Source organism: Aestuariivivens sediminicola (genome assembly GCF_022662015.1).
Taxonomy (GTDB): Bacteria; Bacteroidota; Bacteroidia; order Flavobacteriales; family Flavobacteriaceae; genus Aestuariivivens; species Aestuariivivens sediminicola.
Genome location: NZ_JAKMCM010000004.1, coordinates 19,023 through 45,582, shown reverse-complemented (window position 1 = coordinate 45,582; position 26,560 = coordinate 19,023). Strand labels below are relative to the sequence as shown.

Genomic DNA, 26,560 nt, shown 5'->3' with positions numbered 1-26,560 from the left:
TGCGTGGGCGCACACGAAAAGTCATTATTTTAAAACAATTTATAACGAAACTAATATGAGTAAAGTAATCGTAATTACCGGTGCCGGAGGAATCCTTTGCAGCACAATGGCCAAAGCTTTAGCCAGAGAGGGCCATAAAATTGCCGTTTTAGATTTAAACGTGCAGGCTGCAGAGGTGGTTGCCGATGAGATTAGGAAAGAAGGTGGTGAGGCTATTGGTGTAGCAGCTAATGTTTTGGATAAGGCCGCCCTGGAAACCGCCAAAAAGAAGGTTAACGAGATTTTGGGAAATTGTGATATACTGATTAATGGTGCAGGAGGGAACCATCCCTTAGGCACGACATCCCAACCCTTTTTGTTTGAAGAGGACCTTAAAAATACAACCGAAGGATTTAAAACCTTTTTCGATCTGGACCCGGAAGGTATCAAATTCGTATTCAACCTCAATTTTATAGGAACGTTGTTGCCCACTCAGATATTCGCACAAGATATGGTTGGTAGATCCGGATGCAGTATTTTAAACATATCCTCCATGAACGCCTTTACGCCGCTCACAAAAATACCCGCCTACAGTGGTGCAAAGGCAGCCGTTTCTAATTTTACCCAATGGCTGGCTGTACATTTTTCAAAAGTCGGTATTCGGGTAAACGCCCTGGCCCCCGGGTTCTTCTTAACGGAACAGAACAGAACATTACTAACAAACAGTGATGGTAGTTTAACTCAAAGAGGACAACAAATTATTGATCAAACACCAATGGGACGCTACGGACAACCTGAGGATTTAATAAGTTCGACATTGTTTTTATGTAATGATGCGTCTTCTTTTATCACGGGGGTAGTTATCCCCATAGATGGCGGATTTGCAGCTTACAGTGGCGTGTAACAATTTTTAATAATCAGATAACTATGGAACAAACATGGCGATGGTATGGCCCTAACGATCCCGTATCACTTTCGGATATCAAACAGGCCGGAGCCACGGGGATCGTCTCGGCACTGCATCATATACCCAACGGGACCGTTTGGACTAGCGATGAAATCAACAAGCGAAAAAGAATTATTGAGGATGCCGGATTAACCTGGAGTGTTGTCGAGAGTATTCCGGTTCACGAAAACATAAAAACCAGATTGGGGAAGTACTTGCACTATATTGAGAATTATAAGCAAAGTATTCAAAACCTGGCGGATTGCGGTATTAAGGTGATATGTTACAATTTTATGCCCGTATTGGATTGGACCAGAACAGACTTGGAATATGAGGTTGAGGATGGTTCGAAAGCATTGCGGTTTGATGTTAATGCTTTTGCGGCATTTGAATTGTACCTTTTAAAAAGACCTGGCGCCGAAGCCCTTTATTCTGAAGATCAGAAGGAACGCGCTAAAACCTATTTCAATACCCTGACAGAAATTGAAAAACAAAAGTTAATTAAAAATATCATTGCGGGATTGCCCGGTGCGGAAGAAGGTTATACTCTGGAACAATTTCAGGACGTTTTGAACACCTATGCGCATGTTGATGTTGAAAAGCTTAAGGAAAACCTTGTTCTATTCTTAAAAGAAATTATTCCGGTGGCCTCAAAAAATAATGTCTTAATGTGTATACACCCTGATGACCCACCCTTTCCCATTTTGGGCTTACCGCGAGTCGTAAGCACAGAGGCTGATTATGCCTATTTATTTGAACAGATTCCAGACAGGTCGAATGGCATTACGTTTTGTACAGGGTCGCTCGGTGTAAGGGCCGATAATGACCTGGTGAAGATGTTTAAACGGTTTGCCGACCGCGTTCACTTTTTGCATTTAAGAAGTACAAAGAGGGACACCCAGGGCAACTTTTATGAAGCCAACCATTTAGAGGGCGATGTCGATATGTTTGGGGTGATCCAGGAGGTGTTGAAAGAAGAAAAAAAGAGAACATCAGCAGGAAGAACAGATCATGTCATTCCCATGCGACCGGATCACGGGCATCAGATGCTGGACGATCTGAAGAAGAAAACCAATCCTGGGTATTCCGGAATTGGCAGATTGAGAGGTTTGGCAGAATTACGAGGTCTGGAACACGGAATTTTACGGGGTATGCGATCCTGAAGCAATTTCAATTGAGCCTATTCAGTTAATCCTTTTATAGCAGGTGCGTCTAAGGTTTAAAGGGTTTAATTACATTAAAGTCCATCCCTTATTTCTCCGTTTAAACTGGTTGTGGTTTAAAGGTGTTCGACTATTTTATCAGCTTCTGGGTGCATTTAACATCATGTCTTTCCTGTAACTTTAAATTTTTCACTTATTTTTATTTTATAGTTTTGATCTTTTCCCAAGGTTTAATCCTAATGGGTTAATCAAAACATATAATGTACTACATTAAAATTTGACGGCTATGAGATGGAGCGTAGTAATGGTTTTTTTAGGTTTAAATACCCTCATGGTTTCGCAGAATAAGGTGACTTACACTTATGCAGTAAAAGATTCTGTAAAATTGGAAATGGATGTTTACACGCCAATTGATATCAAAACGAATGACAGTTTACCTGTAGTTTTATGGATGCATGGTGGTGGTTTTGAGGGAGGCCAACGTGATAATCTCAATGATGTTCAATTTATGCATTACTTAACTGAAAATGGATTCATTGGCATTTCCATTTCATACAGATTACTGCTTAAGGATTTAGGCATTGGAGCGGGTTGTGACTGCCCAAAGACCATCAAGCTAAACATCTTTAGACAAGCCACCATAGATTATCTGGATGCCGCAAAATATGTTATAAGTAACAAGGACGAATTACGGATAGACCCGAATAGGATAATTGCAGGTGGCAGCAGTGCAGGGGCAGAGGGGGTTTTAAGTGCGGCGTATTTAAAACATTTTTTTGTGGATGACACCGCTCAATATGACGAGGTTAAATTTGCCGGTGCCATAGCATTGGCGGGTGCTGTGGTCGATGCCGATTATATCACAAAAGATAATGCCATCCCGACAGTACTATTTCATGGTACAGATGATAATTTAGTGCCCTTTGGCAAGGCAACACACCATTACTGTTCGACAGACAGTTTAGGGCATCTTATTTTAGATGGGTCGCAAATTATTGCTGATAAATTGCACAATTTAGGGACATCCTATTATTTCCATCAAAAGTTAGGAGGCGGACATGAACTGGCCGAAATACCATTTTCACAATTAGATGCGGTTTTTAATTTTTTTAAAAGGGCCATACATCATAATGAAATCATACAAACTACGATTACTATTCCAGAATAATATGAAATTATTGCCTCGTATCTGTCTAAAGTGTCTTTCCCAAAATGATGAATTATAAATGAACGCCATTATGAAACACCTGTTAACCTCGGCTATATTTCTATTCATGTCACTATCGGTGATGACACAAAATATAGATGCACCCAATGTGATCATCATTTTTGTAGATGATATGGGCTACGGTGATCTATCCTGCTACGGACACCCTACAATTCGAACACCGCACATTGATCGAATGGCAAATGAAGGTATGCGATTTACCCAATTCTATGTCGCCGCTTCTGTATGTACCCCCAGCCGGGCGGGTTTACTTACCGGAAGATATCCCATTCGCACCGGTTTGGTCGGTGGTATTATGAGAGGCCGCGTCCTTTTTCCAAATGACGATAATGGGCTTCAACCCGATGAAGTGACCATTGCCGAGGTACTGAAACAAAAGGATTATAAAACCATGGCCGTTGGAAAATGGCATCTCGGTCATTTACCCCAGTATTTACCCATGGTACACGGGTTTGACGACTACTTTGGAATCCCATACTCGAATGATATGGATTACATTCCTGCCAAGGATGGTCAGCCGGGGTATTGTAATGTACCTTTGATGTATAATACGGATATCATAGAACGCCCTGCTAATCAGCACACCCTGACACGACGCTATACTGAAGAAGCGGTAAACTTTATAAAAAACAATAAAGAGGACCCCTTTTTTCTGTATCTGGCCCATAGCATGCCTCATATACCACTGTTTGCATCCTCGGAATTTGAAGGCAGAAGCAAGCGCGGATTATATGGTGATGTTCTGGAAGAACTGGATTGGAGTACAGGTCAGATCCTCAATACATTAAAGGAATTACTGTTGGATAAACGGACCCTGGTCATCTTTACCAGTGATAATGGCCCGTGGTTAGTACAAAAACAAAATGGAGGCTCCTCCGGCCTGTTAAAAGAAGGAAAAGGCACCACCTGGGAGGGTGGACAGCGGGTTCCCATGATTGCCTGGTGGCCCGGTCAGGTTCCGGAAGGGGAAGTCAACACATCCCTGTCAACATCTTTGGACCTGTTACCCACAATAGCCGCCATTGCGGAGGTTGATTTACCCGACAAAATCATTGATGGACAAAATATTGTGCCCTTGTTAAGAAACGAAGAAGCAATTGATCATGCCCCATTTATGTTCTATCGGGGAAATAAAATATACGCTGTTCGAATGGGACCATGGAAAGCACATTTCATAACACAAACTGTATATCCCAGTGGGCCACCGAAATATCATAATCCACCCCTCCTTTACGATTTGGAAAACGATCCCTCTGAAAAGTACGATCTCAGCGCTATGCATCCCGATATCATTAAGACGATGACAGATGTGAAAACAGCACATGAAAAAGCCATGGGAGATGTTCTCAAAAATTAAAGTCTCAAGAAATACAAGTATGAGATATACTTAATTCGCTGCGGGTTATCCAATTCAGAGGCTAAACTCTTTCTGAAACAATGACAATCAAATTGTTCTGGTAATCGGTGGTAAAAAATAGGTAGGTATCCCCGCCGTCCCGAATATTCAATTTCTTTCGAATGTGTTGCACGGTTTCCGGAAAATTCCGTGTTGTGATATTAGCTTTCGTAATACCCAATTTTTTAAACAATTTTTTACTGTAGGGAAGGATCTCCGCAATCTTAAAGGTTCGCCCCGGAAAATCGATACGCTCATGACTCACATATAAATGCGAATGCCTATGCAATTTGGGAAGTGCAAAGGCATTGGATAGGGCATTAAACCCCCCGGACTTCATAATGGCACTGTTGGGCTCGTAAAGATAGCTAAGAGGGCCACTGAATTGGGGTTCTGTAGCGGTTTCCTCTTCCAATAAAAAATTGAATCTTTCAATGGTATCGCCTTTAATATTAACTGTGTTCATCTCAATTCCAGCCTTGTAATCACGCTCGAGGATCCACAACAATTCCTTGACCTCACTATGAACTGCTACAACGTGTATGGTTTTAACAAAGTTGAGTGCTCTTATCCCGGCGGATATATCCAAAAGGGGCGAGGTCTTAATCATAATCTGTTTAGAACGCTTAAAAAGCAGGTTTAAATGTATCGGAACGTTTGGCAGGCAATCCTTTAAAAAGAAGACTTTACCCTTTGTTTCATGTCTCCTGGAAGGATCAATGTAAATCCAGTCGTACTGCACATCACTATGTTGCAGATAAGCAATACCATCGGCGTTTATGCATTCAATGTGGTCACATCCCAGTTCCTTATAGTTATGGGAAACGATCTCATGCAAGGCCTGATCCATTTCACAATGAACGACATGTTTAAACCGTTTGGCAAAATAAAAGCTATCGACACCAAAACCCCCGGTAAGATCTATTAGAGATTGCCCTTCTATTAAATCTGATTTGTATTTCGCAGTAATTTCGGAAGACGTTTGTTCAATATGGAGCTTGTTGGGGTAATAGATGTTATCATGATGATACCAGGTCGGTAACTTTGTTACACACCTCCTTTTCGCCTCGATCTGTTCGATAACAGCCTTTGTGTCCACCGCTTCAAAAGCTGTTCCCTTTAAAAGTAATTTAGTAATATCCGATTTTAAATTACTATTTATAAAGTCCTGTATTTCAATATTTAAAATAGCTTTATTCAAATAAAAACTAGATGTCTTTAGTCAGCTTTTTCACAATCTTATTTTCGGATAGAAAGGCCTGTAGAATCACCTTAATGGCCGTGTAGGCGGGTACGGCAATGATTAACCCTAAAACACCAAAAAGGATGCCCGCTATGAGAATCACCAAAAAAATTTCCAGGGGATGCGATTTGACACTTTTTGAAAAAATAACCGGTTGACTAAAAAAGTTATCCGTTAACTGACCAACCGCAATAACCAATAGCACCCATAAGGTCTTGGGCATAATAACACCACTGAAACTTTCTCCCAGACTGCTGGTCATCGTCAAAGTGATCATTAAAAACGCGCCGATCAGTGGGCCGATATAAGGGATCAGATTCAACAAAGCACATAAAAAGGCAATGACTACTGCATTTTCTACCCCAATTATTAAAAGCCCTATGGTGTATATAATGAATAGAATGAATATTTGAAAAATGAGTCCGACAAAATACCGTGATAGGAGATCCTTGATTTTATCAGAGGACGCCTTCCAGCGCGATTCTTTGCTGTCCGGTATTAAAGTAAGAATGGCATTTTCAAAAAGTCTGCTATCCTTCAAAAAGAAAAAGGAAATGAATAATACCGAAAAAAGTCCGATACTAAAGCTACCCAAACCACTAACAATGGAATTCAGAAAATTAGGTATGATGGAATAATCAATTTTAGAAAGTAAATTCGAATCTTTCAAAGACCGCTCAACATCGATCTGATGCAAATTAAAATAACGGACTATTTCAGCGTAAAGATTCTCAATATTACCCTTCAATTCCTCAATATTCAAAAGCGACAGATTCTGTCCCTGTTTAATAATCAATGGAATAAATAAGCCCACCAGTCCAACAAAAATCGCCAGCATGAGCAGCATGGTAACGACCACTGCCACAGTGTTATTAAATTTTAATCGATGTCTCAAAAACAACACGATGGGTCTGCCAATCAATGAAATAACAACTGCAATAGCGATATAGGCGATAACCGACTGGATTTTAAATAAGAAAAATAAGATCACCGCAATCCCGATCAGGATAGCAACAGCCCTTAAAATACCGTTGGAAATTAGTTTTGAGTCCACGCTTATGGTTTGTTTAAGTAAAACTAGGTATTTTGGTTTATAATTAAAAGTGAAATGTCTATTAAGAATCCTTATCCCTCAATAAGGTCCTTGTAATCCTTAAAAAAAGCCTCGAACAAATCCATGGTATCGTAAAAAAACGACATGACGTCTCGCCAGGTTTGCTTATCATGAATGGAAACTTTTTTTTGCAACGGCACATAAATCCGGGAGCGTTCCTTTTGGTGCTCCGGAACATAAAATGCATCAATAATCGCTTCGGGCAGATACTCCTCTAAAAGTATCGGTTTTAAGGACATCAGTCTTTCCCAGTAGGAAGCTCTGTGGTCCAAACTGCCTTCCAAATCCATGGCTACCAGGGCGGAGTTGGTATCGAAATGAAATTTAAAGCTCAAGCCTTTAATTTTGGTATGATACAGGATCCATCTGCGTGGGTAAGACTTGCCGAAACTGGTCCAAAATTCCTGTCTTAATTGCTTTGATTCTTCCTTACTGAACATTAGATGAAGTAGGCTATTCCAACACCAAGCACAATGGCAACGAATTTAGACAGGTTGAACTTATGCCCATCACTGCTCTCAAAAAGAATGGTTGTTGATATATGAAGGAATATTCCAATAACAACGGCATTGATACTATAAATATAGCCGGATAAAGCCGATGTGTTATTTGAAATAAACGTTCCTAATGGTGTCATAATGGCAAACACGGAGAGGAATGCAGCAATCTGTAATGTTTTGAATTTTGAATGGAACAGATACATGGAAATAAGCACGGCAATCGGGATCTTGTGGATTAACACCCCATAGACCATATCGTTGTGTTCGTGAATCGGAAAGCCTTCGAGAAAACTATGAATACTGAGGCTGATAAATAAAAGCCACGGGAAACGCGATGCCTTTCGCTGAAAATGGACATGACCGTGTTCGGCACCCTTGGAGAACAATTCCAGGATAATCTGCAAAAGGATACCGCCCATTATAAACAAACCGGTAAGCTTGGCTTCTAAATGATGATACACCTCTGGAAGCAGTTCAAACAGAGTGAGTGCCAATAAAAAGGCACCGCTGAAAGAAAGGAGCAATTTCAAGTTCCATGCTCTTTTATCCAAGGTCAGACTGGCTATAACAACACCAAGAACAACAGCAAATATGGGTAATAAGTAATCATTCATAATAGCTCTTCATACTATTTAAAGATCATGATCAAACGTTCCGATGTACCGGCATCAAATGCATTGAGTTTATAATCACCAAAAACATCTAATAAATTAACATCTGCTTGTTCAAACAGGAGTTCGAAATCGTTCAAAGAAAAGGCTTTTACCCGTTCCGTAAAATTGAATTCCTCGCCCTGAGTTTTAAATGCAATATCCTTGAAAATGTAACCCTCTTTTACATGACGCTTCAGTTGAAACTCAATACCGTTAATCATTTTAGATTCTTCAGGCACCAGGCTATCCATAACAAATTGACTGTTCATAAAATCGATGACCCCGAAACCAAAGGTATTCAGATCTGCTTTTATCGCCTTAATGGTGTTTAGATTGTTGATGTCATTTTCAAAATAACCAAAGCTTGTAAACAAATTAAAAATAGCGTCAAAGGATTTACCCAGTGGCCGACTCATATCATGAACCACGAAGCGCAACCGATGATTTTCATATTGTTTAGCATAGTTTATGCTGTTTTCACTCAGATCGGCCCCGGTTACATCAAATCCCATTTTGTTCAAAAAACGGGCATGTCTCCCTCTGCCACAAGCTAAATCCAAAATACTACCGCCTTCAGGGATATTTAGATAATTGGTAAGCGTATTCATAAAGGCCTGGGCCTCACTGGCATCTCTGTCCTTGTACAAAATATGATAAAATGGTGTGTCAAACCATGACGAATACCATGCTGCAGTTTTGTTGACCATAATTTTTTGGGGTTACCACGCCATCGGCGCGGTCAGGCTTTCCGCTATATCCCCGATAGCCGGGGGATGTCACTTCAATCCTTAACCCATAATTTAAGTAAACCTTATGTTTGCGGTAAAATTACACTATTTTTGCAACCTATTGGTGTAAAACTATGGAAGAAAATTTTAAAATGGTGGCCAAAACCCTATTCGGTTTTGAGGAAATACTCGCTAAAGAACTTTTGCAATTAGGTGCCCAGAAGATTGAAAAGGGTGTACGCAGCGTCTCATTTTATGGCGATAAAGGCTTTATGTACAAAGCCAATCTCGGGCTACGAACAGCAATAAAAATACTTAAGCCGATACATGCCTTTTCAGTGCACAATGAAAACGACCTGTATAACGCGATCTATAAGATGCCATGGGAAAACTATTTGAGTCCTAAAGGCACTCTTGCCATTGATGCCACCGTACATAGCCCATTGTTTAAACATTCCTTATTCATCGCACAGAAGACCAAGGATGCCATTGTCGATAAATTTCGAAATACCACAGGTCAACGGCCAAATGTGGACTTAAAATTTCCTGATATCAAAATAAACATTCATATAGACCGGCACCAATGCACAGTATCTCTCGATGCTTCCGGCGAATCCCTGCACAAACGCGGTTATAAGACGGCTACTAATATTGCACCAATAAATGAGGTTCTGGCAGCAGGGATGATCCTACTGTCGGGGTGGGATGGTCAATGTGATTTCATGGATCCGATGTGTGGTAGTGGCACCATCCTCATTGAAGCGGCCATGATAGCCTGCAACATTCCCCCTAATCTGATGCGTAAGGAATTCGCATTTGAGCGCTGGCAGGATTGGGATGTGGATCTCTTTGAAAAAATTGAAGCCTCACTACTCAATAAAACCCGCGATTTTCATTACAAGATAACGGGCTACGATAAAGCGCCCAGTGCCATAGCCAAAGCCAGAGAAAATATTAAATATGCCCGGTTGGAGGATTTTGTTCATGTGCAGCACGAAGATTTCTTCAAAACACGAAAAGGGGGTCACCAGAAGCTCCATATGGTGTTTAATCCACCCTACGGGGAACGTTTGAACATTGATATGCAGGATTTTTACAAAAACATTGGCGATACGCTCAAACAAAATTATCCGGGTACCGATGCCTGGTTCATTACCAGTAATCTCGACGCTTTAAAACATGTCGGACTGAGACCCTCAAGGAAAATACAACTCTATAATGCCAAACTGGAAGCACGATTGGTGAAATATGTGATGTATGAGGGGAGTAAGAAACAGAAATACATGAAGTAATTTTCTCGACAGTATTCTTTCCTAAAAGCCCATATCAAGAGGTACGACGATCTTATTTTTTTAAAAAAAAAGGTGCTATACAGATACCATTATACATTTATGTTTATCGATAAGCCTGGCTTTTCAATAGATGGCAATATTTTCTTTAAACTGCTGTAGAATTTGCGCAATAAAATGGCGATCGGGACATTAATAAAATTATGTGCTATACACCTTTAAAGGTTCTCAACAATATTGTATTTTTATTGTTAATTACTTTGTTTGGGCGCTGTTTCATTTTTTACATTGAAATGTTATATTAGCGTTCTATCATTAATTTCACAAGTATTTATGGCAGTGCAATCCAACTATACCGAAGAGAACATACGCTCACTTGACTGGAAGGAGCATATTCGTATGCGTCCCGGGATGTATATTGGAAAACTTGGTGACGGATCGTCCCCGGATGATGGGATTTACATCCTGCTCAAGGAAGTGCTCGACAATTCCATAGACGAGTTTGTCATGGGAGCGGGAAAGACGATCGACATCTCCATTCAGGGAAACAAGGTCATTGTGCGTGATTACGGGCGTGGCATACCTCTTGGCAAAGTGGTTGATGTGGTGTCCAAGATGAATACCGGTGGAAAATACGACACCAAGGCCTTTAAGAAATCCGTAGGACTCAATGGCGTCGGCACCAAGGCCGTTAATGCCTTATCGAATTATTTCAGAGTGGAATCTAACAGAGACGGTAAATCGGCATCGGCAGAGTTCGAGCAGGGGAATTTGACCAACAAGGAACTGCTCGATGACACGACAAGAAGAAAGGGCACCAAAGTCTCTTTTATACCCGACGATTCCATTTTTAAAAACTATAAATTTCGCAGTGAGTATGTGGTTAAAATGCTTAAGAACTATGTGTATCTTAATCCCGGTCTCACCATCGTGTTTAACGGCGAAAAGTATTTCAGTGAAAACGGACTGAAAGATTTATTGACCGACAACACCAACGAGGCCGATTTATTATATCCCATCATACACTTGCGAGGCGATGATATTGAGGTCGCTATAACACACAGTAAAAGTCAGTACAGTGAGGAATACCATTCTTTTGTGAATGGACAAAACACCACCCAGGGCGGAACGCATCTCAATGCCTTTCGAGAGGCGCTGGTCAAAACGATACGGGAGTTTTACGGGAAGAATTATGATGCTTCAGACATCAGGAAATCCATCATAAGTGCCGTAGCCATAAAAGTGATGGAACCTGTTTTTGAAAGTCAGACCAAAACGAAACTGGGATCAACGGATATGGGCGGCGATTTACCCACGGTACGCACGTATATCAATGATTTTGTCAAGCGTCATCTGGATAATTACCTGCATAAAAACCCGGATACAGCCGAAAAGATTCAGCGCAAGATTTTACAGGCAGAGCGGGAGCGCAAAGAATTGTCAGGTATAAGAAAACTCGCCAGGGAACGGGCCAAGAAAGCCAGTCTTCACAATAAGAAATTACGAGATTGCCGGATTCATTTTGGGGATACCAAAGGGGAACGCAATTTAGAAACCACCCTCTTTATCACCGAGGGCGATTCTGCCTCGGGGAGTATTACGAAATCCCGGGATGTCAATACACAGGCCGTTTTTAGTTTGAAGGGCAAACCTCTGAATTGCTATGGCCTAAGTAAAAAGATCGTTTATGAGAATGAGGAATTCAATCTGTTGCAGGCCGCTTTAAATATCGAGGAATCCCTTGAGGATCTGAGGTACAATAATGTCGTCATTGCGACTGATGCCGATGTAGATGGTATGCATATCCGATTATTACTGATCACCTTTTTTCTGCAGTTTTTCCCTGAGCTCATTAAAGAGGGCCATCTCTACATTTTACAAACCCCCTTGTTCAGGGTGAGAAATAAAAAGGAAACCATCTACTGTTATTCGGAGGAGGAACGCATAAATGCGATTGAAAAGCTGAAACCAAAGCCGGAAATAACCCGTTTTAAAGGCCTTGGTGAAATTTCTCCGGATGAATTCAAACATTTTATAGGTGAAGACATGCGATTGGATCCGGTGATGCTCGATGATAATATGTCTATAGAGGAATTGTTGTCGTTCTATATGGGAAAAAACACCCCTTCCAGGCAAGAGTTCATTATAGATAATCTGAAAGTGGAAATGGATCTTATTGAAGAGGAAAATTAAATGCGAACCAATAACGGTAACATCAGAAACGTCATTATATCGGTCTATTTTATACTGATTGTTACGGCCATCATTTCATCGACCGTATTCAATGTATTCAAAGATCTCACAGACAATACAACAGTGACCTTCCTGGTGGTGTTGTTCGGGTTTATAGGCCTCTTTTTCCTGGTGCACTGGATTTCAAGATACTTTGAGTATGACAGTGATGGTATGAAGGTTATAGTTATCAATAAAGGTCTGCTGTTGTCCGACTACCTGAATTACAGGGAACACAAGGTTGAGTTTGAGAAGAAAGACCTCATATCATATAAGGTACACAACTATTTGTTTTATAAGAGCCTGGTGCTTTATTTGAGATCGAGAAATGGTGGCAGTAAACGCGTTAATTTTAATGTGACCCTGGTGGACCGACGAAAATTAAGATATATCAGGCAGTCCCTAAGAAAAATGAAGAGGGCGAACCAAAAGTAAGAGTTGATGATAGAAGAAGAGAACGACGATTTGAATAAGGAGCAGGACGAACCCAATGAAACCATCACCCGGGTTACGGGCATGTATAAAGACTGGTTCCTGGATTATGCCTCCTATGTGATATTGGAGCGGGCCGTGCCGGCAATCGAGGATGGATTCAAGCCTGTTCAGCGGCGCATCATGCATTCCATGAAAGACCTCGATGACGGACGCTACAACAAAGTGGCCAACATCGTGGGGCATACCATGCAATACCACCCTCATGGCGATGCCAGTATTGCCGATGCCATGGTACAAATAGGGCAAAAGGATTTACTTATTGATACCCAGGGAAACTGGGGTAATATTTTAACCGGCGATAGTGCCGCAGCCTCCAGATATATTGAAGCCAGACTCTCAAAATTTGCCCTGGATGTGGTTTACAGTCCTAAAATCACTGAATGGCAGGCAAGCTACGATGGTCGTCGAAAAGAACCGGTTAATTTACCGGTAAAATTCCCCTTGCTGCTGGCACAGGGTGGCGAAGGCATTGCCGTTGGACTGTCGACAAAAATACTCCCGCATAACTTCATCGAACTTATCGAGGCGTCCATAAAGCATTTGCAAGGAAAACGATTCAAATTGTTTCCTGACTTTCCTACCGCGGGAATTGCAGATTTTTCCAATTACAATGACGGACTCAGGGGAGGTAAGGTGCGTGTCAGGGCTAAGATCTCCCAGTTAGACAAGAATACCCTGGTCATTTCGGAAATTCCATATGGCACCACCACATCCTCATTGATCGATTCCATATTAAAGGCGAATGACAAAGGGAAAATAAAGATCAAGCGCATTGAGGATAATACCGCAGCCGAGGTAGAGATCCTGGTGCACCTGCCTTCCGGTTTATCCCCTGATAAAACCATTGACGCACTCTATGCCTTCACAAGTTGCGAGTCATCCATTTCACCTTTAGGTTGCATTATCGAAGACAACAAGCCCTTGTTTATCGGTGTTTCGGAAATGCTCAGGCGGTCTACAGATCACACGGTGCAGCTCCTGAAGCAGGAACTGGACATCAGATTGAACGAACTCGAGGAGCAGTGGCACTATGCCTCCTTAGAGCGCATTTTTATTGAGAACAGGATATATCGCGATATTGAGGAAGAAGAAACATGGGAGGGCGTCATTAATGCTATCGACAAGGGCCTGAAACCCCATGTAAAACATCTGAAAAGAGCCGTAACCGAAGAGGATATCGTACGACTCACGGAAATTCGAATCAAACGTATCTCTAAATTCGATATTGATAAGGCCCAGCAGCGCATTGATGCTTTGGAAGAACAGATAGCCGAGGTAAAGCACCATCTGGCCAACCTCATCGATTATGCCATTGCCTTTTTTACACGTTTAAAGAAAGACTACGGGAAAGGCAGAGGGCGTAAAACCGAGATACGCATATTCGATGACGTTGACGCGACCAAGGTGGTTATTAGAAACACCAAACTTTATGTGAACAGGGCGGAAGGATTTATAGGCACGGCCTTACGGCGCGATGAGTATGTCTGCGATTGCAGCGATATTGATGACATTATTGTCTTTACCAAACAGGGTAAAATGATGGTGACCAAAGTAGATACCAAAACCTTCGTTGGCAAAGATATTATTCATGTTGCGGTATTTAAAAAGAAAGATAAGCGTACCATATACAATATGATTTATCGCGATGGCACCCGCGGACCGTCCTACATTAAACGCTTTGCAGTTACCGGTGTTACAAGAGACAGGGAATACGATATGGCGAGCGACAGTAAGGGGTCTACCGTATTGTATTTTTCGGCAAATCCCAATGGTGAGGCCGAAGTGGTTACCGTCATGCTGCGGCAATCGGGTAGTATTAAAAAATTAAAATGGGATATCGATTTTGCCGACATCATGATTAAAGGGCGATCGTCCAAAGGTAACCTGGTCACCAAATATGCCGTTAAGCGCATTGAATTGAAAGAAAAAGGGGTTTCCACATTAAAACCCCGTAAAATTTGGTTCGACGAGGCCGTACAGCGCATTAATGTTGATGGAAGAGGGGAATTAATCGGTGAATTCAGGGGAGAAGATAAACTGCTCATCATTACGCAATCCGGAATTGCAAAAACCTTGACTCCGGAGGTTACCATGCATTTTGACGACGATATGATTGTACTTGAAAAATGGGTGCCCAAAAAACCCATCTCTGCGATTTACTACAATGGTGAAAAGGAATTGTATTATGTAAAACGGTTTTTAATTGAGAATGAGGGCAAAGAGGAATCCTTTATTTCGGATCACCCGAACTCCCAACTTGAAATTGTCTCCACCGACTGGAAACCCCTGGCCGACGTGGTCTTCGCCAAGGAGCGCGGTAAGGATAGAAAGGATAACATGACCATAAACTTAGAAGAATTTATTGCTATCAAAGGCATCACAGCCCTGGGAAATCAGTTAACCAAGGATAAGGTCAATCAGATCAATCTTCTTGATCCCTTACCCTATGAGGCTCCTGAAGAAGTTCATGCCGACGATCTGGAAGTTGTCGATGAAGAAGTGCTAAGTGACCCTAAGAAGGATTCGGATAGCTCAAGTAATGGTGAAGCCCGAAAGGATGATTTCGATATCGATGAAGAAGGACAGATCACCCTTTTTTAAACACTGATTTTCCAGAAACTAAAACGTCTTCTCGTCTTAAACCCTAATTTCAAATAGAGCCGGATGGCATTGGTGTTGGTTTCATCGACATGAAGAAAGGGGATTTTACCCTTTTTAAAAATACGATCCGCAGTATGGGTTATCAATTGTTTCGCGTAGCCCTTCCCGGTATGACCCGGATGGGTTATTATAGCGCTAATCTCAATAAAATTATGGGTTTGCATGCGTTCACCGGCAGCTGCAACCAATTGTCCTCCTTTATAAATACCATAGTATTGTCCGAGTTTCTGTGTTTTGGATTTAAAATATTCCGGGTAAACCAATTTTATCAACCGGATCAAATCATCATAATGGGCATCGGTGAGTTCAATGATCGTCTCAGTTACCGGATGGTCAATATTCTTATAAACAATCATTTGTAACCCGATATACTGCACAGGCGCCTTAAACTGCTCCGGCATTTGGGGCATCTCACCTACAATAAAAAAGTCCCGGATCAGTCGGGCATGTTTTTCTATGGCTTCTGAGGTATGGCCTCCTGGAATAAAGGCGCCAAACGGAGCATAATCAGGATGATAAAACTTGACGCCCCCATAATCTACAGCCACATGACCCTGGTGTTCCGTCAGGGCATACCAAACCGGATTATCTAAGGGTGTTTCATCAAAGGATGTCATGACAGATTAATTTTTAGTTTTATTGATCAGGCCATCAACAGCAGCTGCAATGTCGTCGAAATCAGAGCTATGGTTAAACCATACAATATGAGGGTTTTTACGAAACCAGGTGAGTTGTCGTTTGGCATACCGTCGTGAATTTTTCTTTATTTCCGAAATCGCGAAATCAAGAGACCATTCCCCGTTGAAATATCGGAACAGTTCTTTATAACCTACGGTATTCAAAGCATTCAAGTCCTGATGGGGTAACAGATTACGAACTTCATCCAACAAACCACTGGCTACCATCATGTCCACACGCCTGTTAATTCGGTTATAGATCGTATCACGGTCTGCCTGCAATCCTATGGTTAGTGTCTTAAAATCTCTTTGATCCTTCGCCTTATTCAAAAAGGACGAATACGGTTTTCCGGTTCCCAGGCACACCTCCAGTGCACGAATAACACGATGCGGATTATCTAGGGCAATGCTCGTATAGGTCGCTGGATCCAGTGCTTTGAGCCTGTTCTGTAAATGTTCAAGTCCCTCTGTTTCCAATTCATAATTTAAGCTGTCCCTTACTTCAGGTGCGATATCCGGAAAATAATCCAGGCCTTTCGTTACCGCATCAATATAAAGACCGGATCCGCCAACCATAACCACAACATCGCGGTGTTTAAACAGGTTTTCCAAACATTGCAAAGCCTCTTTCTCAAAAGAACCTACATTATAATCGTCATGTATGGATTTATGATGAATAAAATGGTGCCTGACCTTTTTTAAGTCCTCGGCGGTTGGCGCGGCGGTCCCAATAGATAGCTCCTTAAAGAACTGTCTCGAATCCGCTGAGATGATTTCGGTTTTATAATATTGGGCCAGTTTAATGCTTAACGCTGTTTTGCCGATGGCGGTCGGACCAATGACAGAGATCAAATACTTAGTCATGATGTAATTTGCAACCACATTTAAAGCAATATTCTGCATCATCGCGATGTGATTCATTAAGGCAATTCGAACAGCACTGTGAGTTCAAAGCTATGGATGACGAATTCTTCTTTCCACTGGATTCAGGTGCCTTTTCTTTGTTCAACCTGCTCTGACTTGTATATTCCGCCGAAACTATACCTGTTGGTACTGCTATAATGCCATAACCCAATATCATGACCAACGAGGCTATGAATTGCCCCAAGGGAGTCTGCGGGGCAATATCTCCAAAACCTACTGTTGTTAGGGTGACAATACACCAGTATACACTTTTGGGAATGTTGGTAAATCCATTGGCTTCACCCTCTATCAAATACATGATGGTACCCAAAATAATGGCCACTATGAGTACCGTGAATAGAAACACCGATATCTTGGCACGACTGGCCTTTATGGCATTGATTAAGGTATTAGAAGCACCCAGGTATCGCGCCAGTTTTAAGATTCTGAATACCCTCAATAAACGCAGGGCCCTCAGTGCCGCCAGAGCATGTACGCCGCCGACCAACAGGGATATGTACTTTGGAATGGTCGCCAGGAAATCGACAATACCGTAAAAACTGAAAATATAATTAAAGGGCTTTTTTACAGTAAGAATTCGGGCGATGTATTCTATACTGAATAGAATAGTGATCACCCATTCGGAAATGTTTAAAAATGCATGAAAACGTGCGTCAATGGATTTGACACTTTCCAGCATGACCAACACAATACTGGCCAGGATGGCAATTAACAAAACCACATCGAATAACTTGCCGGCAGGGGTATCCGCTTCATAAATAATTTCCTGAAGTCTTAAGCGCCATCGGTTTCTAGTGAATTTACCCATAAACTCAAAAATAAGGAAAGTTTTGCTATTTACAGTTCAACAACTTTTAATCGTTTATTTTTCCTCAAATAGCTTTGAATGATGTGCTGTGTGTCCCTGTTGTTCTGCATGGGCGTAATGATCGATTCCAATACTTCGATGTGGTTGATCTGATAATTTAAATTAAAAAAGCCAAGACCTTTGAATACGCCATTCTTAATCAATATGGCACTGCGCTCATCAATATCCCGTCCTGCATCAATAATGACCATATTTTTATTAGCATAGGAGTTTTTTTCGATTAAGGCTGCAACGCGCTTATTGTAGACCTCAGGGTCTTCTTCCTGAACACAAGCCCCATTACAGGTCTTGATATCATAATTGAAGCAGCTGCTCTTGGTTTTATAAAGCCCTGCCAATTTTTGACAAAGCTGATAATCCTCGACCGCCCTGGTCATGAAACTCTTACCACTCTGACGGTTACTAAAGGTGGTGATGGGATGTTTCCGCCCATCCGCAATATCAATTTTTAAATTGAGGTAGTCATTCTGATCCCTGAAACTGTAGAGGCCGTGCGTAAAAATAGTACGCCTCAAGGCCCTGTTAAAAATGGGCTTTATACGTTTTATTTCCTCGCTTTCCTTCAGTAGTGCCACCAATTCACTGCCCGTGGTTTCATAGGTCACCGTACTGACCAGCTGCTGAATTTTTTTTGATTTGTGACTGGTACTTGTAAAATGCTGGTTGATTCGCTTTTTAATGTTCTTACTTTTTCCAATATAGATGATTTCACCATCGGATTTGTGGATGTAATACACCCCGGTTACAGAGGGAAGATCTGCGATAATATCGATATGCTTGGGTTCTAACTGGTATTTCGGATCCAGTCGAATCTTATTTCGGATCACCTCTTTGGAGGTATCCTTATCCATTAACATTTTAAAGAGTTTTACCGTAGCCTGGGCATCACCGGCGGCCCGATGTCGGTCCGATACCGGAATACCTAAGGACCGTACAAGCTTTCCCAGACTGTAGGTGGGTTGTCCCGGTATTAAATGCTTTGCCAACTCAACCGTACACAAGGTCTGGCGTTCATATTCAAAACCAAGCCTACTGAATTCAGTGCATAAAATACGATAGTCGAACTTGGCATTATGCGCCACAACAACACACTCTGAGGTGATTTCAACAATACGTTTGGCCACTTCATAAAATTTAGGGGCATGACGCAGCATTTGGCTATTGATCCCAGTCAGGTTGATCACAAAAGGCTGAATCTCCCTTTCGGGATTGATCAAACTGATAAACTGATCTACAATCGTATGTCCGTCATATTTGTAAATCGCTATTTCGGTAATACCCTCTTCATTGTATTTACCTCCCGTTGTTTCTATGTCTATTATGGCGTAGATGCTATCCTAAATTTTCAATGTATTCGAGAATCACTATGCGTGACCCCGATGGTTTCCTAATTATTCTAATTTCTTTCCCCAAAGATACTACTTCCAACCCTAACCATGGTACTCCCACAGGCCACAGCAAGTTGATAATCCCCACTCATACCCATGGATATGGTCTGTAAATTACAATTGGGGGTCTGCAACGCTTTTAATTCGTCAAAAATAGTCTTTAGTCTTGTGAATTCCTGTTTTACCTGTTCCATGTTCTCTGTGAAGGTGGCCATACCCATCAACCCGACGATCACGACATTATCCAGCTGGGCAGTCTCATCGGACTTTAAGATCAGTGCTGCCTGTTCAGCCGACATACCATACTTGGACTCTTCTGCGGCTATTTTTATTTGTAATAAACACTGAATAATGCGATCATGCCTTTTGGCCTGCTTATCGATTTCCCTAAGCAATTTCATGTTGTCAACCCCATGGATCAGGTGGACAAAAGGCGCCATGTACTTCACCTTATTGCGCTGAACATGACCAATCATATGCCATCGGATATCCCTGGGCAACTGCTCCTGTTTTTCGACCATTTCCTGAATTTTATTTTCTCCAAAATCCCGATGACCTGCGGTATAGGCTTCCATGATATCATCTAAGGGTTTTGTTTTGGAAACCGCAACAAGGCACACATGATCGGGTAATGTTGCCTTTATTTGATTTATATTTTCTATTATGGACATGGTCTCTTTTTAATCCTTTACTATGCTAACTAAAATTCGTAAATGGTCACACCACTTCTCAGTTTCGGTGTAATGCATGTGCTTTTCGGAGGCATGGTTTCTCCAGCATCTGCAATGGCTTTCAATTCATTAATGCTTACAGGAACAAGACCGAAACCAACAGCAAATGCTCCGGAATCGACTTTAGCCTTTACGGTTACCAAATTATTTTTACCCTGAGAATAGGCTATGCGCGTGTCATTGCGCAAATCGGTAATGCCCAAAATGGGTTTTAAGACAGTGGTATATAAAATTTGCGTATCCAGCGCGTCCAGGGCTGTTTTCATGGCATAACTGCTTCTTAGATACAGGGAATAGAAACAACCATCCAAATACATGCTGAAATGATGCTTTTTGGAAGGTCGGTATAAATTCTTTCCTCTGTTTTCAATTCTAAAATTCGCATCCAACTGCATTAGAAAGGCTTCCTTACTCAAACCGTTTAAATCGGTAACCAGCCTGTTAAATTCAAAAATCCTTAATTCCGATTCCGGAATTAAATAACTCATAAAATAATTATAGGCATCTTTTGCATCCTCCAGGGCCATTTCCTTTGCCAGCAGATGTGAGGAGGCCAGGCGATGATGCCCATCAGCCACATAAACGGCTGGTATGGATGCAAAGGCCTTTTCGATCCTGTCAATTCGCTTGACGTCACTTAAAATCCATAAGTAATGCGTATCCCTGTAGGTTGTTGTAAACTCAAATTCGGCACGGACTTTTTGAGTTTCCTGAATAATTTCAGAAATCACCCTGTTATCGGGATAGGTAAGGAGCACCGGTTCGGCATTAAATTGCGTTATTTTAAGGTATTCCTTAAATATGTGTTCCCGATAGGCAATGGTATCCTCGTGCCTTTTTATAATACCGGCTTCGTAATCGGCAGTACTTGCCGCCGCTATTATTCCTGAAAATTCATGTCCCTCTCGGTTTACAATTTTATACACATAAAAACAAGGAGACTCATCCTGTACGAACACCTGATTTTCCTTAAACTCCAAATACCGGTTTCTCACCAATTCGTAACGTTCCTTTCCCGTTATCTTGTGTTCGTATTTGTAGCCAGGATTTATAATATGAAGGAAAGAAAACGGATTGTAGTCCAATCGTCCCTCTATCTCTTTTTTGGTGTAGGTCTGGTAAGAGCGTGATGCGACTAAACTCACCTTATCCCGTGTTGGTCTCACCGCTCTGAATGGTTTTATTCTCGTCATAATAAAATAAACGTGCTATCCCTACATTAGCAATTTTTCAAATACCAGTTAAATAGTCCTATTTTAAAAATTGATCGGATACATGCTCAGCTTTTCTAGATTCAGAATAATCGTAAAAGCCTTCCCCGGATTTCACGCCCAATTTACCTGCCTGAACCATATTTACCAATAAAGGACAGGGGGCATATTTAGGATTCTTAAAGCCTTCGTACATGACATTCAGTATTGACAAACACACATCTAGGCCAATAAAATCAGCCAGTTGAAGTGGGCCCATGGGGTGGGCCATGCCTAATTTCATAACAGTATCAATATCCCGGACACCGGCAACATTGTTATAGAGGGTTTCTATGGATTCATTAATCATGGGCATTAGGATCCGATTGGCTACAAATCCCGGATAATCGTTCACAATAACGGGTTCTTTACCTAGGGTTTTCGACAATTCCACAATAGTCCCGGTTACGGCATCACTGGTATTATAACCCCTGATAATTTCAACCAGCTTCATTATGGGAACCGGATTCATAAAATGCATCCCTATTACCATATCAGGTCGCGCCGTGGCAGCCGCTATTTGTGTAATGGAGATTGAAGAGGTATTGGTTGCTAAAATGGTGTCCTCGGGACAGGCCTCATTCAATTGCTTAAAAATATTCAGTTTTAGATCGACGTTCTCTGTAGCTGCCTCAACCACTAAACTTGCATATTCGACACCTTCCGTGATATTGGTAAACGTGGTAATGTTTCCCAGAGTGTCCAATTTATCGGCATCTGTTAGTTTCCCCTTGGCCACCATTCTGTCCAGGTTTTTGGAAATGGTTTGTACTCCTTTTCTCAAGGCATCGTCATTAACATCAATGAGTTGCACTTTAAATCCACTTTGTGCAAAGGTATGCGCAATACCATTACCCATGGTTCCTGCGCCTATAACTGCTACGTTTTTCATATTTGAAAAAATTATGATGAGTCATGAATTCACAAACGTCAGACATCTTGCTTTTTAACAAAACGTCAAACCCGTGGTTCAGGGCTCATTAAAAACAATCTATTATTTGGGTTGCAACACGAAGGGCTTCCGTGCCGTCACGAAGTGTTACAACAGGTGTGGTATTATTATTTATGGCGTCGGCAAACGTTTCTAATTCCTCTAATATCGAATTGATTTCAACAATTTTCGGGTTATCAAAATAGATTTGCTTTTTAACGCCTTCCGCATTTTGCAGGATCATGTCGAAATCATCAGGCTGTTCCGGGGCATCCTTCATTTTGACCACTTCACATTTTTTGGTGAGGAAATCCACAGAGATGTACGCGTCCTTTTGAAAAAAGCGTGCCTTCCGCATTTTTTTAAGCGAGATTCTACTGGCCGTTAAATTGGCCACACATCCGTTTTCGAACTCAATGCGGGCATTTGCAATATCCGGGGTATCACTGATTACGGATACACCACTGGCCGATATATGTTTGATCTTCGATTTTACAATACTCAAAATAATATCAATATCATGAATCATGAGATCCAAAACCACGGGAACATCCGTACCGCGTGGGTTAAACTCAGCCAAACGATGGGTCTCGATAAACATGGGTGATTTTATGTCGTTCTTAACCGCTATAAAAGCCGGGTTAAATCGCTCCACATGCCCCACCTGTCCCCGAAGATTGTGCTCGGCCAGCATCCGCCTGATCTCTTCGGCTTCTTCGACGGTATTGGTGATTGGTTTTTCAATAAAAATATGTTTTCCTTTGGCAATAGCCATTTTAGCACAATCGAAATGGGATAGGGTAGGCGTTACAATATCGACCATATCCACGGCATCAATAAGGGCCTCAATGGAATCAAAAAAGGTATAGCCGAATTCCTGTGCCACTCTCTTGCCATTTTCCGTATCGGCATCATAAAAACCGACAAGTCTGTATTTTTCGGACTGATTTAAAAGTCTCAAATGAATCTTTCCCAGGTGGCCAGCACCAAGTACACCAGCGTTTAGCATAATTGTATCATTTTTAGCAAAAGTACATGAATTTTTTCATTTGAAAGGAGACAAATATAAAATGACAACCGGAACCTTACCCGCAAAATGCTTCTTATATTTTTATAAATTGTTAGGGCTTGTTTTAAATGTTTATTTAATTTTAGCATGCTAAACCAAACCGAACATTGAAGGATACTTTTAAGCACCAAGGATTAAGACAAAAACTGGTTAAAACAGTAAAAAGTAAAGGCATAACTGATGAACGGGTTTTAAATGCCATCGGGAGCATTCCGCGACATCTGTTCATGGATTCCGGTTTTTTGGACCATGCCTATAAGGACACAGCCTTTCCCATTGCGGCGGACCAGACGATATCACAACCCTATACCGTTGCCTTTCAAACGGAACTGCTCGATATTAAGCCGGGAGATAAAATATTGGAAATCGGGACGGGGAGTGGCTATCAGACGGCCGTATTATGTGAATTGGGTGCACGTGTCTACAGTATAGAAAGACAAAACGAATTATTCAAAAAAACGAGTAAGTTTTTGCCTAAACTTGGCTATCGCCCCAAAAAACTCATTTTTGGAGATGGTTACCTGGGCCTTGAAGAAGAAGCGCCTTTCGACGGTATTATCGTAACTGCCGGTGCACCTCATGTGCCGAAACCCCTGTTATCACAATTAAAAACAGGAGGTCGATTGGTCATTCCCGTGGGTCGCGATATTCAGATAATGACCCTTTTTATAAGAAAGGGTCCCAAAGCATTTGAGCAACACGAATATGGCGAATTCAGGTTTGTACCTCTCTTGGAGGACAAAAATTAATGACCTCAGTCCCATACAAATTTCCAGCTGTTATCGGCCTGCCGCTTCCAGACGGTATGGAAAATACCCATGGCTGTTTGAACCGTACCGGTCGAATCGGTATAGGTGTAGGTGTACTCACCGTAGGTATAGCCCAGATCACCGGAAGCCGAAACATCTGCAAATTCCGGTTCCCACTGCAAGCCTTTTGAGTTGGCATTCTTCATATAATATGCGATACCCGGCCTCCCTTTTATCAGGCTGTCATTCCGCAGAAGAACGGCTTCATCCGCGGCGAAATTCAGAAATGCCGTTCTCATGCCTTCTTTTTGGGCCATAGCAGAGAATTGCCGCTCGGTTTCTAATAGTTCATTCTTCCAGATAGCGATCAGAGCCGTAGGATCCTTTACCTCATTTTTACATGACAGAAAACAAATGCTCACCAATATGATAACATAGGATTTCACAGGTTTAAATTTTAGTCATTATTTGATTTCATGTTAGTATAAGGGATTAGTTTACAGCCTTACTGTAGGCCTCCATTCCGCCAACCACGGGTAACATAAGATGCGTGCCATTCGGATCTATGGCCAACTGTGTCCCTGGCTTCGGGTGCAAGGTAAAGGCCTTGTCGCTCGAGAAAATCATGAGTCCAATCTGCTGACCCGCCTTAATGATCTGGTCATCCGGCTGGAGATCGAACGAGAGCTCATAATAGCGTCCCACCTCCAATGGTGTTCCATTGGTCAATGACTTATGGTTTTGTGGGTCTGCCCACCCTCTGGTGATGATATTATCGGTGGTTTTTGCATTTCTGCTGTCATCCCAGGGTAAGGACACCAACCACACCGATAGATTGGTAGCAGGCTTGCTGCTCGCCAGTTTTATCGTAATTTTTGGAATGCCTGAAATATGCAGATCCTCGGTAAGTTTGGGTGTGACATACAATAACCTATGACTCGTTATCTCAGCCTTTGCCAATGCCTCACCATCAAAAGAGTAGTTATCAATTAGCGTCTCCGGATCCTGATCGGGCACTTCCAATTTGGATAATTGTCCTATCTCCGGTGCGCCTCCTACCAGGTATAATGTAATGGCTTCAGCATCCGGATTGGGATAGTCCGTGTAAGGGGTTGGTTTGTCAATCGTGTCGTCCTCGCGAACGATCCAGGCCTTATGAGGTTCATTTTCGATGCCGTTATCAATGCCATGCAGGTAATGGGTAAACCATTTATTCATCATGGAGAGCGGCGGTGGTCCTCCATGTCCGAACTGATGGTAATAAATACCCGTTTCCAATCCCATCTCCCTGGCTTTATTATAGATGCGGTAGCTGTGTTCAGGCATCACGTTCCAGTCATTAAAACCATGGGACATCAAGAGCGCAGCCTTCATGGGGCCCATAGCGTTCAAATAGTCACGTCCGGCCCAAAATGCATTATAATCACCTGTAATACGATCCATCCCCTTCATCATTTCCCCATCTCTTACCCTGGCATTGTTAGACGGCCTTTTGGCTTCATCTCCGCTATTGATAAAATCATACAGCACATCGATATCCTCGCCAAGATAGCCTCCAGGAGAGCGCACCAGACCATTCGATCGGTAGTAATGATAGTACGAGGTATTCGGGGCCACGGGAATAATGACTTCCAAACCCTCCACACCGGTGGTGGCCGCAGCCAGTGGAATGGTCCCGTTATAGGATGTTCCTGTCATGCCCACCTTACCGGTACTCCAGTAAGCCTTCACCTCTTCATTACCATAGGGTTCGGTGTATCCCTTGGCACGGCCGTTTAACCAATCGATAACCGCTTTTGGCGCCAGGGACTCATTAACGCCACCCACTGTCGGTGCGCCCTGTGATAGCCCGGTACCGGGCGACGACGAATGCACGACAATATACCCGCGTGGCACCCACAGTCCGATCTGAGAATTCGATATGATGGGACGTTGGCCGGTACGCACCACGTCCGGATGCTTACGCGCTTTTCCCATTTCACCCAACTCGTGATGCACATCCCAGAACAAGCCCTCCACATCGGGAGCAACACCGGCGTAATAGGGACTCGATTCATAAATAACGGGGAGCTTGAGCCCTTCGGTTTCCGTTTGATTGGGTCGGGTCACATCCACATGCATGCGGTCTAATTGACCATCACCGTCCGAATCGAATGTAGTTTCTACAAAAAGATCATGACGAATCCATTTCTCGGGGGTGTTAAAGGCATCGACAATCTGAGCCTCACCATCTTTAAAGACGGGTTTTGCTTGTTCCTGCGCTGTCAGGCATGCTAAAGTCAGTACCTGGATACCAAATACTATGGCTAATGACCTGAATCTGAATGTAAAAAAAGATGTGTTCAT

Annotated in this window: 24 protein-coding genes; 9 read left to right on the top strand and 15 right to left on the bottom strand. The window is 42.2% G+C overall.

Annotated features, from left to right (window positions below; all coding sequences use genetic code 11):
• Positions 1 to 55 precede the first annotated feature (55 nt).
• The 4 genes from MR041_RS10080 (at position 56) to MR041_RS10065 (ending at position 4,673) form a co-directional block, all read left to right on the top strand.
• Entirely contained in the window at positions 56 to 883 is an 828-nt protein-coding gene (locus tag MR041_RS10080) for an SDR family oxidoreductase (protein ID WP_242093520.1), read from the top strand.
• Positions 884 to 906: 23 nt separating this feature from the next.
• Entirely contained in the window at positions 907 to 2,088 is a 1,182-nt protein-coding gene (uxuA, locus tag MR041_RS10075) for a mannonate dehydratase (RefSeq protein WP_242093518.1), read from the top strand.
• 286 nt (positions 2,089 to 2,374) lie between these two features.
• The gene (locus MR041_RS10070) at positions 2,375 to 3,256 is read left to right on the top strand and encodes an alpha/beta hydrolase (protein WP_242093515.1); all 882 of its coding nucleotides are present in this window, start codon (positions 2,375 to 2,377) and stop codon (positions 3,254 to 3,256) included.
• Positions 3,257 to 3,326: 70 nt separating this feature from the next.
• Positions 3,327 to 4,673 carry a sulfatase family protein gene (locus tag MR041_RS10065; RefSeq protein WP_242093513.1) on the top strand — a complete coding sequence of 449 codons (1,347 nt, stop codon included), beginning with the start codon at positions 3,327 to 3,329 and terminating at the stop codon, positions 4,671 to 4,673.
• 61 nt (positions 4,674 to 4,734) lie between these two features.
• Here MR041_RS10065 and MR041_RS10060 read toward each other — a convergent pair whose 3' ends face one another.
• The 5 genes from MR041_RS10060 to MR041_RS10040 form a co-directional block, all read right to left on the bottom strand.
• A complete protein-coding gene (locus MR041_RS10060) occupies positions 4,735 to 5,913 on the bottom strand; it encodes a class I SAM-dependent methyltransferase (RefSeq protein ID WP_242093512.1) in 1,179 nt (392 codons plus the stop codon).
• A gap of 7 nt (positions 5,914 to 5,920) precedes the next feature.
• A complete protein-coding gene (locus MR041_RS10055; protein ID WP_242093510.1) occupies positions 5,921 to 7,009 on the bottom strand; it encodes an AI-2E family transporter in 1,089 nt (362 codons plus the stop codon).
• Between the two features lie 71 nt (positions 7,010 to 7,080).
• Entirely contained in the window at positions 7,081 to 7,509 is a 429-nt protein-coding gene (locus MR041_RS10050) for a DUF4268 domain-containing protein (protein ID WP_242093508.1), read from the bottom strand.
• A complete protein-coding gene (locus MR041_RS10045) occupies positions 7,509 to 8,183 on the bottom strand; it encodes a ZIP family metal transporter (RefSeq protein WP_242093506.1) in 675 nt (224 codons plus the stop codon). Before MR041_RS10045 ends, MR041_RS10050 begins: the two co-directional genes overlap by 1 nt.
• A 14-nt stretch (positions 8,184 to 8,197) precedes the next feature.
• Complete coding sequence (locus tag MR041_RS10040; RefSeq protein ID WP_242093504.1) at positions 8,198 to 8,929, bottom strand: class I SAM-dependent methyltransferase; 732 nt, start codon at positions 8,927 to 8,929, stop codon at positions 8,198 to 8,200.
• A 155-nt stretch (positions 8,930 to 9,084) separates the two neighbouring features.
• On the opposite strand from MR041_RS10040, the gene MR041_RS10035 reads away from it, so the two are divergent.
• The 4 genes from MR041_RS10035 to MR041_RS10020 all read left to right on the top strand — a co-directional run bounded on the left by MR041_RS10035 (position 9,085) and on the right by MR041_RS10020 (position 15,567).
• Positions 9,085 to 10,242, top strand: coding sequence for a THUMP domain-containing class I SAM-dependent RNA methyltransferase (locus MR041_RS10035; RefSeq protein ID WP_242093502.1), 1,158 nt, complete (start codon positions 9,085 to 9,087; stop codon positions 10,240 to 10,242).
• A 330-nt stretch (positions 10,243 to 10,572) separates the two neighbouring features.
• Entirely contained in the window at positions 10,573 to 12,432 is a 1,860-nt protein-coding gene (locus tag MR041_RS10030; RefSeq protein ID WP_242093500.1) for a DNA topoisomerase IV subunit B, read from the top strand.
• The gene (locus MR041_RS10025) at positions 12,433 to 12,906 is read left to right on the top strand and encodes a hypothetical protein (protein WP_242093498.1); all 474 of its coding nucleotides are present in this window, start codon (positions 12,433 to 12,435) and stop codon (positions 12,904 to 12,906) included.
• A gap of 6 nt (positions 12,907 to 12,912) precedes the next feature.
• Positions 12,913 to 15,567 (top strand): DNA gyrase/topoisomerase IV subunit A, encoded by a 2,655-nt coding sequence (locus MR041_RS10020; RefSeq protein ID WP_242093496.1) that lies wholly within the window; start codon positions 12,913 to 12,915, stop codon positions 15,565 to 15,567.
• On the opposite strand, the gene MR041_RS10015 is transcribed toward MR041_RS10020, so the two are convergent.
• From MR041_RS10015 to MR041_RS09980, 8 genes are all read right to left on the bottom strand, one after another.
• The gene (locus MR041_RS10015) at positions 15,564 to 16,244 is read right to left on the bottom strand and encodes a GNAT family N-acetyltransferase (protein ID WP_242093494.1); all 681 of its coding nucleotides are present in this window, start codon (positions 16,242 to 16,244) and stop codon (positions 15,564 to 15,566) included. The two genes, MR041_RS10020 and MR041_RS10015, sit on opposite strands and share 4 nt — an antisense overlap.
• A 6-nt stretch (positions 16,245 to 16,250) precedes the next feature.
• Positions 16,251 to 17,210: a tRNA (adenosine(37)-N6)-dimethylallyltransferase MiaA gene (gene miaA, locus MR041_RS10010; RefSeq protein ID WP_242093493.1), complete on the bottom strand. Its 960-nt coding sequence runs from the start codon at positions 17,208 to 17,210 to the stop codon at positions 16,251 to 16,253.
• Positions 17,161 to 18,036, bottom strand: coding sequence for an ion transporter (locus tag MR041_RS10005; RefSeq protein WP_242093491.1), 876 nt, complete (start codon positions 18,034 to 18,036; stop codon positions 17,161 to 17,163). Before MR041_RS10005 ends, miaA begins: the two co-directional genes overlap by 50 nt.
• A gap of 29 nt (positions 18,037 to 18,065) precedes the next feature.
• On the bottom strand, positions 18,066 to 19,427 hold the full coding sequence (locus tag MR041_RS10000) for an exonuclease domain-containing protein (protein ID WP_242094072.1): 1,362 nt from the start codon (positions 19,425 to 19,427) through the stop codon (positions 18,066 to 18,068).
• Between the two features lie 65 nt (positions 19,428 to 19,492).
• On the bottom strand, positions 19,493 to 20,155 hold the full coding sequence (locus MR041_RS09995; RefSeq protein WP_242093489.1) for a YggS family pyridoxal phosphate-dependent enzyme: 663 nt from the start codon (positions 20,153 to 20,155) through the stop codon (positions 19,493 to 19,495).
• Positions 20,156 to 20,184: 29 nt separating this feature from the next.
• Positions 20,185 to 21,408, bottom strand: coding sequence for a DUF1015 domain-containing protein (locus MR041_RS09990; protein ID WP_242093486.1), 1,224 nt, complete (start codon positions 21,406 to 21,408; stop codon positions 20,185 to 20,187).
• Between the two features lie 58 nt (positions 21,409 to 21,466).
• Positions 21,467 to 22,357, bottom strand: a complete 891-nt coding sequence (locus MR041_RS09985) for a 3-hydroxyacyl-CoA dehydrogenase family protein (protein ID WP_242093484.1) — start codon at positions 22,355 to 22,357, stop codon at positions 21,467 to 21,469.
• An 88-nt stretch (positions 22,358 to 22,445) separates the two neighbouring features.
• Entirely contained in the window at positions 22,446 to 23,405 is a 960-nt protein-coding gene (locus MR041_RS09980) for a Gfo/Idh/MocA family protein (protein ID WP_242093482.1), read from the bottom strand.
• A 167-nt stretch (positions 23,406 to 23,572) separates the two neighbouring features.
• Here MR041_RS09980 and MR041_RS09975 point away from each other — a divergent pair, with 167 nt between their 5' ends.
• Positions 23,573 to 24,214: a protein-L-isoaspartate(D-aspartate) O-methyltransferase gene (locus MR041_RS09975; RefSeq protein WP_242093480.1), complete on the top strand. Its 642-nt coding sequence runs from the start codon at positions 23,573 to 23,575 to the stop codon at positions 24,212 to 24,214.
• 5 nt (positions 24,215 to 24,219) lie between these two features.
• Here MR041_RS09975 and MR041_RS09970 read toward each other — a convergent pair whose 3' ends face one another.
• Both MR041_RS09970 and MR041_RS09965 read right to left on the bottom strand, forming a co-directional pair.
• The gene (locus MR041_RS09970; protein ID WP_242093478.1) at positions 24,220 to 24,660 is read right to left on the bottom strand and encodes a YybH family protein; all 441 of its coding nucleotides are present in this window, start codon (positions 24,658 to 24,660) and stop codon (positions 24,220 to 24,222) included.
• 46 nt (positions 24,661 to 24,706) lie between these two features.
• Positions 24,707 to 26,560, bottom strand: coding sequence for a Xaa-Pro dipeptidyl-peptidase (locus tag MR041_RS09965; RefSeq protein WP_242093476.1), 1,854 nt, complete (start codon positions 26,558 to 26,560; stop codon positions 24,707 to 24,709).

Coding starts and splice junctions, on each gene's coding strand:
- MR041_RS10080 (WP_242093520.1), top strand. CDS start 56: ATGAGTAAAGTAATCGTAATTACCGGTGCCGGAGGAATCCTTTGCAGC.
- uxuA (WP_242093518.1), top strand. CDS start 907: ATGGAACAAACATGGCGATGGTATGGCCCTAACGATCCCGTATCACTT.
- MR041_RS10070 (WP_242093515.1), top strand. CDS start 2,375: ATGAGATGGAGCGTAGTAATGGTTTTTTTAGGTTTAAATACCCTCATG.
- MR041_RS10065 (WP_242093513.1), top strand. CDS start 3,327: ATGAAACACCTGTTAACCTCGGCTATATTTCTATTCATGTCACTATCG.
- MR041_RS10050 (WP_242093508.1), bottom strand. CDS start 7,509: ATGTTCAGTAAGGAAGAATCAAAGCAATTAAGACAGGAATTTTGGACC.
- MR041_RS10045 (WP_242093506.1), bottom strand. CDS start 8,183: ATGAATGATTACTTATTACCCATATTTGCTGTTGTTCTTGGTGTTGTT.
- MR041_RS10040 (WP_242093504.1), bottom strand. CDS start 8,929: ATGGTCAACAAAACTGCAGCATGGTATTCGTCATGGTTTGACACACCA.
- MR041_RS10035 (WP_242093502.1), top strand. CDS start 9,085: ATGGAAGAAAATTTTAAAATGGTGGCCAAAACCCTATTCGGTTTTGAG.
- MR041_RS10030 (WP_242093500.1), top strand. CDS start 10,573: ATGGCAGTGCAATCCAACTATACCGAAGAGAACATACGCTCACTTGAC.
- MR041_RS10025 (WP_242093498.1), top strand. CDS start 12,433: ATGCGAACCAATAACGGTAACATCAGAAACGTCATTATATCGGTCTAT.
- MR041_RS10020 (WP_242093496.1), top strand. CDS start 12,913: ATGATAGAAGAAGAGAACGACGATTTGAATAAGGAGCAGGACGAACCC.
- MR041_RS10015 (WP_242093494.1), bottom strand. CDS start 16,244: ATGACATCCTTTGATGAAACACCCTTAGATAATCCGGTTTGGTATGCC.
- miaA (WP_242093493.1), bottom strand. CDS start 17,210: ATGATGCAGAATATTGCTTTAAATGTGGTTGCAAATTACATCATGACT.
- MR041_RS10005 (WP_242093491.1), bottom strand. CDS start 18,036: ATGGGTAAATTCACTAGAAACCGATGGCGCTTAAGACTTCAGGAAATT.
- MR041_RS09995 (WP_242093489.1), bottom strand. CDS start 20,155: ATGTCCATAATAGAAAATATAAATCAAATAAAGGCAACATTACCCGAT.
- MR041_RS09990 (WP_242093486.1), bottom strand. CDS start 21,408: ATGACGAGAATAAAACCATTCAGAGCGGTGAGACCAACACGGGATAAG.
- MR041_RS09985 (WP_242093484.1), bottom strand. CDS start 22,357: ATGAAAAACGTAGCAGTTATAGGCGCAGGAACCATGGGTAATGGTATT.
- MR041_RS09980 (WP_242093482.1), bottom strand. CDS start 23,405: ATGCTAAACGCTGGTGTACTTGGTGCTGGCCACCTGGGAAAGATTCAT.
- MR041_RS09965 (WP_242093476.1), bottom strand. CDS start 26,560: ATGAACACATCTTTTTTTACATTCAGATTCAGGTCATTAGCCATAGTA.